Here is a 12,788-nt window from a genome sequence, read left to right on the forward strand (position 1 = left end):
TTCGTCGTAGATTATTTATTCAAATTCAATCAGAATAACTTCGGATAATGCTCAGCTATGGCCAAAGTCAGCTAGATATTGCTATCGTTAAATAAAATGAGTCGCCCACTCTCGCTGTATTTTATACAGGCTTAGGATCTTGCCCATGAATTCAACTGAACCTTCCTATTTCCCTCCTCCTTTTCCTGCAGCAGATCATCCCTTATCGATCAGGGGCCGATTTGGACGTTTGAGTTTTATTGCCTGGTCTGCATTTTTACAGTTTATTTTCTTATGCAGCAGTATTGCGCTAGGTTTAAGTATTGATATTGTGAACATTGCCAGCCTATCGGTAGATTCAAACTGGCAAATTTCCCTGCATGGCTTATCCAGCCTGTTTGCCTTGGCGATCATGCTGGTCTACCTGTATTTCGGTATTGTGATTACGGTACGGCGCTTACACGATCTAGAACGCAGTGGCTGGTGGATGCTGCTATTCTTCGTGCCTTTGATCAATCTGTTTGTCTGGATTTATATCCTGCTTTTTCCGGGAACAAGAGGCAGCAATCAGTATGGCCCGATACGTACAAGCCCCGTCTGGGAAAAAATTGTGGCCTGGCTGGTAATCATTTTTACCGTACTGAGCCTGTTGGCGACGACTGCGTTATTCTCTTATATGAGTGAAGGTGAGCCTTCAAGAATCCCAAGTGAAGTGAAACAAAAAACGACTGAGTTCTTTTAAGACAGTTGTGTCTGTTTTACATAAATATATTGTGTATAAATTTCGTTGTTATTAATTTTTTGCTGTAGTTGAGGCAAAATAAGCGAAATTTAAATTGTGGAGTTTTTGTGGCTGAGCAAGAAAATACTTTAAGCCAGGTAACTGAAGGGACGACTGAGCTCCTGCATCAAGCGACTGAAAAAACTGCCCAAACCGTGATCGAACATACCTCCAAGTACAATGATGCCTATAGCACCATTGATAAGATCATGGAAGGTTTCTGGGAGCGTGTGCCTTATTTCTGTATTGCGCTAATAGTCATTGTCATTTTCTGGTTACTGTCAAAACTATTTAAGTTTTTTGTCCGTAAGACTTTAGAAAACCGTACTTATACCCGACAGAATCTGGTGCTGGTGCTGAACCGTGTCGGTAGTACCGTGATTGTTTTCTTTGGCGTATTAATCGGGCTGGTGATTGCAATTCCAGGCTTCACCCCAGGTCAGCTGATGAGTGCGCTTGGGATTGGTTCGGTGGCGATCGGTTTCGCATTTAAGGATATTTTCCAGAACCTGCTCTCAGGTGTACTAATTTTGCTGGGTGAACCCTTCAAGATTGGCGATGACATTATCGTGAATGGTCTGGAGGGTACCGTAGAAGATATCCAGATTCGTGCTACCTTTTTACGCTCGCCAGATGGTCGTCGTATCGTAATTCCAAACGCTACGGTCTATACCAGTGCAGTGACAGTGAATACCGCTTATACCCGCCGCCGCTGTGAATTTTCGGTCGGTATTGGTTATGAAGATGACATCCAGAAAGCCAAGGATATTATTACTGCAATTCTGGATAAAGATCCGACCATCCTGAGTCAACCTGCATTTAGCGTCAATGTGATTGCACTGGCAGACTTCTCAATTACCCTCAAAGCATTATGGTGGGTCAATACCACTGAAACAGGCATAGGTACCTCAATCAGTGCAGTTCAGGAACGGGTAATTCAAGCCTTTGCTGAACATAACATTTCGATTCCATATCCGGTGCAGGAAGTGAAAGTCTATCGTGGCGATGGCCATTAAGATGCTTCAGCTCGCGCTAAACAGTCGACCTAAAACATACGAAATTGCCGTTTCAGTACGGAGAATACGGTTGCCAAGGCTCACTGCCTGGCAGCCGTTTTTTATGAGCAAATCGACCTCATAAGGAATAAAACCACCTTCCGGACCAATGACAATTGTGCAAGGATGCTGAAGTGCGTATGGCATCGGCTGTTTGACATACGGATGTGCAACAAAGGCTGGACAGTCTGCTGTAATGAGTCCCGGCAAGATATCTTCGACAAAAGGTTTAAAGCGTTTATACAGCTCAATTTTCGGAGCAAGCGTATCCCCTGCCTGTTCTAAACCAAGATCTACATAATGATTCAGCTGCTGCAAAAATGGTGTCTGCCAATAGCTTTTATCCACCCGATAGCTATGCAATAAAATGATTTTCTCTACGCCCATGGTCACAGCATCCATGATCAGACGACGCAAAACTTTAGGACGTGGTAAAGCTACAATTAGAGTAACAGGCAGCTTTGCAGGAACTGCTTCTTCTTGAATCGGTTTCAATAAAACTGCTTTTTCAGAAGTTTCGACAACTTCAGTTACATACCGTTTCCCTTCCCGAATTCCGACTTTTAATGTGTCACCGACCTGAACCTCCAGGTGCTGTTGCAAATGTTCCAGCTGCCGCTTTGACGTAATTGACCATAGATCAGATTCGGTTTGGCGGGGATCAAGCAGGACGATATTCATAAAAAATTAACTCAACAAATCCATCACTGGATACGCGGAAACGTCATCCACAACTGTCCGAGGCAGGACTCTTTTTGCCTGATATAGGTTCTGCGATACCTCTGCAAAAAGATGGTATATGACGAGTTTTGTGGATGACAAATGGTTTTGTTACTTTTGCCGAAACAAAAGTAAAAGAAAGAAGAGTTCCTAGCATTAAATCTATAAAGATAAGGCTTAGTTTTAACCTTATACAGTCAATCCATGAAAATCAGCTTCTTCACAAATCAGAATATAATCAAAGATATTGATCAATCACCTGAATATGCCTTTCAAGTGAACCCTGATTTTGCTGCATCATCTTTTGAGCAGCAGTATTCAAGCTTTCAGCTTTAGCTGAATTATTCAAAATCTCTAGTAAAGTCTCAGCCGCCTGCGTGGCATCCTGCACCACTTCTACCGCATGCGCCTGCGCAAACTCATCTACAATTGTCTGAAAGTTAAAATAGTTTTTACCCAGAATCGTTGGAACATTTAGCGCAATCGGCTCCAGAATATTATGCCCACCACCTGGTTCATTTAGAGAACCACCAACATAACAGGCTTGGCTCAAGGCATACCAGAGCCACATCTCGCCCATGGAATCTGCAAGATAAACCTGAGTATCAGCTTCAATGCGCTGTCCCAAGCTACGGCGCTGGGTCCTTAAACCTAAGGACTGTGCAGCTTGGAACACCTCATCGAAACGTTCCGGATGGCGTGGCACCACGATACAAACCAATGCTGGAGTTGCATCTAACGCAGCTTTAAGCTCAGCCATCAATTGCTGCTCTTCTGGGGCATGTGTACTGGCGAGAGTGATAATTTTCCGACTTTGTAGAGACCATTCCTGTTTCAATTGGGCAGCATGATTAATAAATTGCTGCGGTGCCGTGATATCAAACTTGATATTGCCCAAGACCTGAGTTTTTTCTGAAGCTATACCTAGATCAATATAACGCTGCTGGGTTGCTGTATCCTGAGCCAAAAGGCCGGTTAAATTCTTAAGCATGCCACGGGTTATGCCTTTGACTTTGCCATAGCCTTTGGCAGATTTTTCAGAAAGACGGGCATTCAATAATAGGCAACGCACATTAAAATTCGGTGCCTGGTCAATCAGATTTGGCCAGAGCTCAGTCTCCATCAATAACAGCAATTTAGGCTGATATTTTTGATAAAAATCACGAATCAGGGTTTTCTGGTCAGCTGGCAAATATACAGCCTGGAATAAGTCTAAATAAGGTTCTTTTAAGAAGAGAGATTTGGCACGTGCCTGTCCGGTCTTGGTGGTATTGGTCACTAGAACCGGATGCCCAAGTTTTAAATAATGTTCAATTAAAGGTTGAGCGGCATTGGTTTCCCCTACGGATACCACATGAAACCAGATCGCCTGCAGGTTTTTAGGGGACTGGAAAGGACCAAAACGTTCCAGCAGCTCTTGTTGTAATTGTTCCGGACTGGTCGCACGTTTACGTATACGGGATTGATAAAGCGGTTTCGCTAGCGCCAAGGCTGCGTTATACCAGAATGGAGTAGCCACATTGCGCCCCAAAACAGATTCAATCGGCAAAATATAACAGAGCCACATCGACATGTTAATCGATGTGGCTCTTATTTCGAATTATTCTATGGTGCTTAATACTCTAACTTCTGCCAAAGTTGGATAATCAATATAACCTTCAGCCACCTGACTGCCGATCATATTTTCCATTTTCAGCTCATTAAGCGGTGCATTATCAAGCAGACGTTCGTATAGATCAGGATTTGCAATGTAGGCTTTACCAAATGCGACTGCATCTGCCTTTTCAGCTGCCAACAGCTCAATCGCATCTTCACGACTCAGTTGCATATTGGCAATATAAGGTACTCCACCTGAACGCTCTTTCATATATTCGGAAATACTGTCTTCAGCCAGATATTCACGGGTAAAGAAGAAGGCAATCTTGCGCTTGCCCAGCTGCTCCATGCCATAGCCAAATGTTTCACGTGGATCATTGTCGCCCATGTCATGGTCATCACCACGCGGCGCAAAATGTACCCCTACTCGATCCGCACCCCATACTTCAATCAGTGCATCAGTTGCCTCTAGCAGGAAACGTGTACGGTTTTCCACTGAACCGCCGTATTCATCTTCACGCTGATTGGTTTTGCTTTGCAGGAACTGGTCAATCAGATAACCATTGGCAGCATGTAATTCAACACCATCAAACCCGGCTTCTTTAGCACGAATCGCGGCTTGCTTGTATTGCTCGGTAATATCGTGAATTTCAGAAACTTCTAAGGGACGTGGCGTAACGTACGGACGTTTTGGACGTAACAAGCTGACATGACCTGCCTGTTGTACTGCACTTGCAGACACTGGTGTTTCACCATTTAACAGATCCGGATGCGATACACGACCAACATGCCAAAGCTGGGCAACGATTAGACCGCCCTTCTCATGAACCGCTTGAGTGACCTTTTTCCAGCCTTCGACTTGAGCATCGGTAAACAGTCCTGGGGTATTCAAATATCCATTGGCTTCTTCGGAAATCACTGTAGCTTCAGAAATGATCAGGCCAGCACTTGCACGTTGCGCATAATACTCAACCATCATTGGGGTTGGCACACGGTCAGCAGTTGCGCGGCTACGGGTCAACGGCGCCATGATGACACGGTTTTTAAGCTCTAACGCACCGAGCGTTAAAGGAGAATTTAATTCAGCCATCGTTACTCCCACCTGTTAAAGGTGTTGTTGTAGGTGTTCGATAAATTGCTGAATCAAAGTTTCATTGCGGGAGAAATATGACCACTGTCCATGCTTTGTCGCAGTGATCAGGCCAGCCTGCTGTAATACCGACAGGTGATTGGACATGGTGGACTGGGAAACCTGGCCCAAACATTCAATTTGACCTGCACAGACCCCACGTTGAAAGCCACCACACTCTTCCGCAGACAGATATTGCTCCGGAGATTTTAACCACTCCAGAATTTGTCGACGGGTCGGATTGGCTAAGGCTTTAAAAATTAGATCAAGGTCCATAGGCACATCACAATCAGTGGCGCAACGAAACTTCATTCAGCATCTGCGATCATTATATCGTATTTTTTCGATTTATATATCGAATAATTTAGATATAATAGTCACAGTCTGTTAAAGCTTTGTTACGCCAGCTTTTAAACGATTTCTTACAGGCCCTGTTTCAGGCTTGCTTCGATAAATTTGTCCAGATCACCGTCCAGAACTGCGCCAGTATTGGAATTTTCTACCCCTGTACGCAAATCCTTGATACGTGAATCATCAAGGACATAAGAACGGATCTGGCTACCCCAGCCGATATCAGACTTGGAATCTTCCAATGCCTGTGCAGCTTCATTACGCTTGTTCATTTCCAGCTCATACAGCTTGGCACGCAACTGCTTCCAGGCATGGTCACGGTTGGCATGTTGTGAACGCTGGTTCTGACATGCCACCACAATACCGGTTGGAATATGGGTTAAACGCACTGCAGAGTCAGTTTTGTTAATGTGCTGACCACCCGCGCCTGACGCACGGTAGGTATCGGTACGGACATCTGAAGGATTGATTTCAATTTCGATATTGTCATCCACTTCAGGTGAGACAAACACGGCAGAGAATGACGTATGACGACGGTTGCCCGAGTCAAAGGGTGATTTACGTACTAAACGGTGTACACCAGATTCGGTACGTAACCAGCCATAGGCATACTCACCTTCGACACGAATCGTCGCAGATTTAATCCCAGCGACATCCCCGTCAGATTCTTCCATTAATTCAGCTTTAAAACCATGACGTTCGATCCAGCGCATGTACATACGTAGCAGCATAGACGCCCAGTCCTGTGCTTCGGTACCACCTGAACCTGCCTGAATTTCTACATAGCAAGGGTTTGGATCCATCGGGTTGCTGAACATACGACGGAATTCAAGCTTCGCCAGTTCTTCTTCAGCCGCATTCAGCTCAGCCTGCACATCTTCAAGCATGGCCTCTTCATCTGCTTCAACCGCAAGGTCGAGCATTGCCTGGGCATCTTCGAGCTGGGTCGTTAATCCGTCCAGTACATTCAGTACATTTTCAAGCTCGCCTTTTTCTTTGGCCATGGCCTGAGCACGACTTTGGTCATTCCAGATCGCCGGGTCTTCTAATTCACGCAGGACTTCTTCTAAACGCTCTTTTTTCAGATCGTAGTCAAAGATACCCCCGTAGTGTTTGACCACGTTCGTTTAAGTCTTTTAATTGGTTTAGATACGGATTAATTTCCACGTGAATTTCTCTCAATCAAAATTAGGTATAAATTCTTAGGTCAATATTATATCACAGTCTATTTCGCCAATTTATAGCGATAAATCCATCTTTAAAGCTAAGTAAGAAAATATTACTCGCACATTTTTTAATTACAGAATTTGTCAGCTTGATAAAATAGCTAAATATTATTTTTAATACTTTCTCATTCTATTCTTAAATATATTTCGCTGTATTTTTATACTCGGTTTTTGATTCATTTTAAAACCCTAAAACCCATACAAAACAAGATAAAAAATAGCATTTTCAATACATTCCACAATATCTACACATTTTTAATAAAACAAAACATTTCATTTTTAGTTTTTAAATTCAATTAGTTATTAAATGAAAATTACATAATATTACCTTACTCACAATGTAGTAACTTTCCTTTGATTGACGATTATTGGAATTGGTCTAGACTTAAAGTTGTAACAAAAAGTGTATTAATTTTAGCCATATTTTCAGAGGGGAGTATCCGCATGAAAAAACTAGCAATCGCTTCAGCATTACTTTCAGCCGTAGCTCTTACAGGTACAGCAGCTCATGCTTATCAAGTAGAAGTGGGTGCATCTGCAGGCCTAACAGACCCGGATAATGGTAGCTCAAGCGGCTCTTTTGGTGTTGATGGCACATACTACTTTAATCCAGTTGAAACACGTAATGCACCATTAGCCGAAGCAGCCTTCCTTGATCGTGCAAGTAATGTGAAAGCTCAATATCAATATGATGATTACGACTCTTCAGAACGTCACCGTTATGGTGTAGGTGCTGAATACTTCGTACCAAACTCAGATTTTTATTTGAGTGGTAGCGTAGGTCGTGATGATTCTAAATACGACAATGCACCTGATTTTGACGAAACCGTTTATAGTGCTGAAGTCGGTTATTTACCTGCACCAGGTCTGTTAATTGCAGCAGGTGTGAAAGGTTATGACAATGACTATGATGACGGTGTAGATCCAACTTTACGTGCTAAATATGTGACTACCTTAAGCAATGGTAAAGACATTAACCTTGAAGCTGGCGCTGCCTTTGGCGACCTAGATGAGTACAACTTAAAAGCTGACTACTTCATCGACAAAACTTTAAGTGTTGGTGCTGATTATCAAAGCAAAGACAATGGCCCTTATGACTCAAATGAATTTGGTGTAAGTGCACGTAAATTCTTTAATGAACAAGTAAGCTTGGAAGGTCGTGTAGGTTTTGGTGAAATTGGTAACCAAGACTACAACAAATTTGGTCTAGCTGCGAAATACCGCTTCTAATCCAAACTAAGAAATTTCATTATAAAAAACCCATCTTCGGATGGGTTTTTTATTGCACTTTAAACAAGCATTTAGGTAGTTTTTGCACATTGACGGGGCGATTATTATCTGTACAATTTGTTACAACTGTTCATCAAACAGTCATATTTTTATAACAAAGAGAGGACTCTAAATGCTTAAGAAACTTACTCTTGCTACAGCACTTATTGCTAGCCTAGGAACTGCTCACGCTTATCAAGCTGAAGTAGGCGGTACGATTGCTCTGGTTGATCCAGACAATGGGGATACTTCTACTGGTTTCGCAATTGATGGAACTTACTACTTCAATCCAGTTCAAGTTAAGAACTCGCCTCTTAATGAAGCAGCATTTTTAAATCGTGCAAGCAATATTAATGCAGCGGTTTCTTATATTGATTATGATTTATTTGATGTGACTACATTTAATGTAGGTGTTGAATATTTTGTTCCAAATTCAGATTTTTATGTAAGTGGTAATATTGGTCAATCATCTACTGATACACCAATTGGTGATGATGACACAACTATATACTCAGCAGAATTAGGTTATTTACCGGTTCCTGGTCTATTACTGGCTGTTGGCCTAGCTGGTTATAACAATGACGCAGGCGATGATGTAGATCCAACCTTACGTGCCAAATATGTTACTCAAGTCGGTCAATATGACATGAACTTTGAAGGTGGTGCAAGCTTCGGTGATCTTGATGCTTATAGCCTCGGCGCAGATTTATATTTAGACAAAACCTTCAGCGTTGGTCTGGGTTACTCTGATTCCGATATTGATAATAGTGATGTCTTCACTATTCGCGCGAAGAAATTCTTCAATCAGCAAGTTAGCCTAGAAGGTTCAATTGATTTTGCTGACGAAGGCAATATCTTTGGTGTACGTGGCGCATACCGCTTCTAATCTGCAAGATTAAAAGTTAAAAAAACCGCTCAATTGGGCGGTTTTTTTATTTGAATAATTTATTGCTCCAGATGAGCAATTCGCATTTGCAGGCTGACATTGCCATTAAAGACATTTTTATCCAGTTCATAGACCAGACGTACATGCTGCTTCATTGGATCAAATTTGTATTTATCGATAGCATTAAAGGCAATCGCATCCATAACCTGTCCACTCTCTAAAGCAACACGTAATTTCAGATGTACATCCTTGAGCCAGCGGTAATCCAGAATCTTAAAGATGCCTTCAAAAATTGGTTGAGGAAACTTTTGCCCCCATGGACTTAAGTTTTGCAGTAAATCGACTGTTTCAATTTGGAAAGCTGATGCCGGTAGTTCCCCATCAGTCCACAGCGTAGCAGTAAATAGGCTTTCATCCATCTCTGCAATCAGCTGTTCAAAGACCTGTTTAAATTCAGCAAAATGCTGCTTTTTAATGGTTAATCCCGCTGCGGCCGCATGTCCACCGAAATGGCTGACCAGATGCGGATACTGCTCTGCTATCCGTTCAATGCTATCCCGGATATGAATCCCTTCAATGGAACGTGCTGAACCTTTGATATGAATACCATCTTCATCAGCAGCAAAGACTATACTTGGACGATGGAACTGTTCTTTTAAACGCCCTGCTACAATCCCGATCACACCCTGATGCCAGTGCTGTTCAAACATGATCAGTGCGGCAGGCAAAGTATTCTCATCGAGCTGGATTTTTTCCAGTTCAGTCAAAGCTTCCTGCTTGATTTTGCCTTCTACCTGACGACGTTCGACATTCAGTTTATTCAGCTGTTCTGCGAGTGGATAAGCGGTTGCCAGATCCGAAGCGAGCAAACACTCAATCCCGATATCCATGGTTTCCATACGACCCGCTGCATTAATACGTGGACCAAGTACAAAACCCAGATCCTGCGCTTTGAGCGTGGCAGCATCACGACCAGCAATTTCCAGCAAAGCACTGATACCAGGTCGGCAAAGATGCTGCTGAATCCGTTTTAAGCCAGCATCCACCAGAATACGGTTGTTATAGTCCAGACTTGCAACATCTGCATAAGTGCCTAAAGCCACTAGATCCAGATAATTGGTAATAACCGTTGAAGATTTACCGAGCTTTTTACGATGAGTCGATAGATTCGCCAAGACATAAAAAGCTACCCCCACTCCCGCCAAGGCCTTACTTGGAAAATCACAACCTAACTGATTGGGATTGACTACAGCTTCTGCTGCAGGTGTAGGCTTGGTGGTTAAGTGGTGATCGGTAATAATCACCTGCATACCATGATCCTGCGCCTGCTTCACACCTTCATGACTGGAAATCCCGTTATCCACCGTAATTAAAAGATCCGGCGTAAAATTGGCAAAAGCCAGATCTGCAATCGCAGGTGTCAGGCCATAACCATACTTAAACCTATCAGGAACCAGATACTCAACATGGGCACCCATATCACGCAGGGCTAAAACCATCAGTGTTGTACTGGTCGCCCCATCAGCATCATAGTCACCGACAATTACGATTTTCTGGCCAGTATCTATAGCCTGATCAATTAGCTGAATTGCTTCCGGCAAGCCTTTCATGGTCGGAGCCAACAGATGCTTGAGTTTAAGCTCCAGCTCCTGTTCAGATTCCACACCACGGCGTGCCAGAATGTCAGCTACAAATGAAGGCACGCCCTGAAAAGATTCAGGGCGTGTCAGTAAAGGTCTTTGCTTGATTTCAAGTTTAGGCATTGTTATGGCATCAATCGTTGTAGTTTCCACGCCCCATCGATTTTTTCATAACTCAGGCGGTCATGTAAACGGTTTGGACGGCCCTGCCAGAATTCATAATAATCTGGCTGCAAACGATAGCCGCCCCAAAATCCCGGTTTATCCAGCTCTTCCTGATTGGCGACCTGCTGATGCAGATCCCAGAAACGTTGCTGTAGTTCTTCACGACTCGCAACCATACCGCTTTGCGGGGTACTGATATGAGCAGCGATCTGACTTTCACGTGGACGTTTATGATAATAGTCAGTTGATTCTTCTTCCGAAATTTTAACTACCTTTCCGCTAATCCGGATCTGACGTTCCTGTTCCTGCCAGTAAAACAGTAATTCTGCATACGGGTTTTCGGCCAGATCCAGACCTTTCTGACTATCATAATTGGTATAGAAATCATAACCCGCTTCAGTGGCACCACGCAGCAACACTGTGCGCACATGCGGACGACCCTGTGCATTTGCGGTTGCCAATGACATGGCATAGGGTTCATGCAGCTGTGCAGCAAGTGCATGGTTAAACCACTGCAAAAACTGCATATGCGGGTTGGGATTGACCTGATCTTCGTGTAGCTCGCCTTTTTGATAGTTCAGACGCAGTTCGCTTAGATCCTTAATCAGATCGCTCATTTACTCTTCCCCCATTTAAGCGGCGTTGGCACGTACCGCATCAGCCAATGAATTTGCCAGTGTGGTCACCTCTGCAAGATCCTCACCCTCAACCATGACACGGATCACCGGTTCAGTCCCTGATTTACGGATCAGTAAACGGCCACGGCCTTTGAGCTGCTCTTCAGCTTTGTTAAATTCTGCGGTCAAAGCAGGCACTGAGTACGGGTCAAACATGGTATTCAGACGTACATTCACCAAGACATTTGGCAATAATTTAAAATCAGCCACTAACTCGTGCAGTGCTTTCTTCTGCTCGACCATCACGGTTAAGACTTGCAGCGCAGCAATAATCGCATCGCCTGTGGTGCTCTTGTCTAAAGTCAGGATATGGCCTGATGGCTCACCACCAATCGACCAGCCTTTTTCTTCCAGACCTTGCAGTACATAACGGTCACCGACTTTAGCACGTAGCAGCTCTACTCCGGCTTTTTCCAGCGCCAGTTCCAGCGCCATATTGCTCATCAAGGTACCGACGATACCCGCCGGCTTGTTTTTTGCCTGAGTCGCGAGGATATACAAAATATGATCGCCGGTAATTTGCTCACCGTTTTTATCGACCATGATCACACGGTCTGCATCACCATCGAAGGCTATGCCTAAATCAGCCCCATGCTCAACCACTGCTTTTTGCAGATTTTCTGGATGAGTCGAACCACAGTTCTCATTGATATTCAGACCAGTCGGTTCGTCATAGATGGAAATGACTTTTGCACCCAACTCACGGAAAACCGCAGGGCCAACGCTGTAAGCTGCACCATTGGCACAGTCAACAACAATGGTTAAATCATTCAGGTCTAAATGGTATGGGAAGGTTGATTTACAGAATTCGATATAACGGCCATTGGCATCTTTCACGCGGAAACTTTTACCCAAGTTCGCGTTATCTTCTATCACCAGTTCTTTTTCCAGCTCCTGGTTGATCTCATCCTGCAAAGCATCAGGCAGTTTTTTGCCTTCACTCGAGAAAAACTTAATCCCGTTATCAAAATATGGGTTATGTGACGCAGAAATGACAATGCCGAGGCTGGCATGCAAAGCACGGGTCAAATGGGCAATGGCCGGCGTTGGCAAAGGTCCAAGCAGATGCACATAAACACCTGCCGCATTGAGTCCTGCCTGTAGCGCAGATTCCAGAATATAACCCGATAAACGGGTATCTTTACCCAGTACCACCAATGGTTTGTTTTTTTTGCTATTTCGTTTTAATACTTTTCCTGCCGCAAAACCTAATTTCAGGGCAAATTCAGGTGTAATCGGTAACTCACCAAATTTTCCACGAATACCATCGGTACCAAAATAACTCATGCTTTGTCTCACTTCTTAGCGGGTGAT

The 12,788-nt window shown here is 43.7% G+C and carries 12 protein-coding genes; 4 read left to right on the forward strand and 8 right to left on the reverse strand.

Annotated elements, in window-relative coordinates; genetic code table 11:
- The first annotated feature begins 145 nt into the window (after positions 1-145).
- Positions 146-721: a DUF805 domain-containing protein gene (locus tag ACWM1W_RS14760; protein WP_005232658.1), complete on the forward strand. Its 576-nt coding sequence runs from the start codon at positions 146-148 to the stop codon at positions 719-721.
- A gap of 107 nt (positions 722-828) precedes the next feature.
- Positions 829-1,776 (forward strand): mechanosensitive ion channel family protein, encoded by a 948-nt coding sequence (locus tag ACWM1W_RS14765; protein ID WP_461603276.1) that lies wholly within the window; start codon positions 829-831, stop codon positions 1,774-1,776.
- Between the two features lie 6 nt (positions 1,777-1,782).
- Here ACWM1W_RS14765 and ACWM1W_RS14770 read toward each other — a convergent pair whose 3' ends face one another.
- The 5 genes from ACWM1W_RS14770 to prfB all read right to left on the reverse strand — a co-directional run bounded on the left by ACWM1W_RS14770 (position 1,783) and on the right by prfB (position 6,778).
- A complete protein-coding gene (locus ACWM1W_RS14770; RefSeq protein WP_312534105.1) occupies positions 1,783-2,496 on the reverse strand; it encodes a 16S rRNA (uracil(1498)-N(3))-methyltransferase in 714 nt (237 codons plus the stop codon).
- Positions 2,497-2,773: 277 nt separating this feature from the next.
- Positions 2,774-4,054 (reverse strand): 3-deoxy-D-manno-octulosonic acid transferase, encoded by a 1,281-nt coding sequence (locus tag ACWM1W_RS14775; protein WP_461603319.1) that lies wholly within the window; start codon positions 4,052-4,054, stop codon positions 2,774-2,776.
- Between the two features lie 81 nt (positions 4,055-4,135).
- Positions 4,136-5,221 carry an alkene reductase gene (locus tag ACWM1W_RS14780; RefSeq protein ID WP_461603277.1) on the reverse strand — a complete coding sequence of 362 codons (1,086 nt, stop codon included), beginning with the start codon at positions 5,219-5,221 and terminating at the stop codon, positions 4,136-4,138.
- A 15-nt stretch (positions 5,222-5,236) separates the two neighbouring features.
- Positions 5,237-5,536 carry an ArsR/SmtB family transcription factor gene (locus ACWM1W_RS14785; RefSeq protein ID WP_034170237.1) on the reverse strand — a complete coding sequence of 100 codons (300 nt, stop codon included), beginning with the start codon at positions 5,534-5,536 and terminating at the stop codon, positions 5,237-5,239.
- A gap of 146 nt (positions 5,537-5,682) precedes the next feature.
- A protein-coding gene (gene prfB / locus ACWM1W_RS14790; RefSeq protein ID WP_104426741.1) for a peptide chain release factor 2 occupies positions 5,683-6,778 on the reverse strand; the annotation gives its coding sequence in 2 pieces (ribosomal slippage) (positions 5,683-6,705 and positions 6,707-6,778; 1,095 coding nt in all).
- A gap of 503 nt (positions 6,779-7,281) precedes the next feature.
- Here prfB and ACWM1W_RS14795 point away from each other — a divergent pair.
- The gene (locus ACWM1W_RS14795; RefSeq protein WP_004781512.1) at positions 7,282-8,067 is read left to right on the forward strand and encodes a putative porin; all 786 of its coding nucleotides are present in this window, start codon (positions 7,282-7,284) and stop codon (positions 8,065-8,067) included.
- Between the two features lie 172 nt (positions 8,068-8,239).
- Entirely contained in the window at positions 8,240-8,992 is a 753-nt protein-coding gene (locus tag ACWM1W_RS14800) for a putative porin (protein ID WP_004781510.1), read from the forward strand.
- 59 nt (positions 8,993-9,051) lie between these two features.
- On the opposite strand, the gene recJ is transcribed toward ACWM1W_RS14800, so the two are convergent.
- The 3 genes from recJ to glmM are packed head-to-tail and all read right to left on the reverse strand — an operon-like array spanning position 9,052 to position 12,761.
- Complete coding sequence (recJ, locus tag ACWM1W_RS14805) at positions 9,052-10,755, reverse strand: single-stranded-DNA-specific exonuclease RecJ (RefSeq protein WP_005232665.1); 1,704 nt, start codon at positions 10,753-10,755, stop codon at positions 9,052-9,054.
- A 2-nt stretch (positions 10,756-10,757) separates the two neighbouring features.
- Entirely contained in the window at positions 10,758-11,414 is a 657-nt protein-coding gene (pdxH, locus tag ACWM1W_RS14810; RefSeq protein WP_004781507.1) for a pyridoxamine 5'-phosphate oxidase, read from the reverse strand.
- 15 nt (positions 11,415-11,429) lie between these two features.
- Positions 11,430-12,761, reverse strand: a complete 1,332-nt coding sequence (gene glmM, locus ACWM1W_RS14815; RefSeq protein WP_004781506.1) for a phosphoglucosamine mutase — start codon at positions 12,759-12,761, stop codon at positions 11,430-11,432.
- Positions 12,762-12,788: the final 27 nt, after the last annotated feature.

It is taken from the genome of Acinetobacter sp. TW_SC_4, assembly GCF_054861205.1.

What these genes read in the sequence shown, in the direction of transcription:
- ACWM1W_RS14770 (WP_312534105.1), bottom strand. Translation starts at nt 2,496, where the DNA reads ATGAATATCGTCCTGCTTGATCCCCGCCAAACCGAATCTGATCTATGG.
- recJ (WP_005232665.1), bottom strand. Translation starts at nt 10,755, where the DNA reads ATGCCTAAACTTGAAATCAAGCAAAGACCTTTACTGACACGCCCTGAA.
- ACWM1W_RS14760 (WP_005232658.1), top strand. Translation starts at nt 146, where the DNA reads ATGAATTCAACTGAACCTTCCTATTTCCCTCCTCCTTTTCCTGCAGCA.
- ACWM1W_RS14795 (WP_004781512.1), top strand. Translation starts at nt 7,282, where the DNA reads ATGAAAAAACTAGCAATCGCTTCAGCATTACTTTCAGCCGTAGCTCTT.
- ACWM1W_RS14785 (WP_034170237.1), bottom strand. Translation starts at nt 5,536, where the DNA reads ATGGACCTTGATCTAATTTTTAAAGCCTTAGCCAATCCGACCCGTCGA.
- ACWM1W_RS14780 (WP_461603277.1), bottom strand. Translation starts at nt 5,221, where the DNA reads ATGGCTGAATTAAATTCTCCTTTAACGCTCGGTGCGTTAGAGCTTAAA.
- pdxH (WP_004781507.1), bottom strand. Translation starts at nt 11,414, where the DNA reads ATGAGCGATCTGATTAAGGATCTAAGCGAACTGCGTCTGAACTATCAA.
- ACWM1W_RS14800 (WP_004781510.1), top strand. Translation starts at nt 8,240, where the DNA reads ATGCTTAAGAAACTTACTCTTGCTACAGCACTTATTGCTAGCCTAGGA.
- glmM (WP_004781506.1), bottom strand. Translation starts at nt 12,761, where the DNA reads ATGAGTTATTTTGGTACCGATGGTATTCGTGGAAAATTTGGTGAGTTA.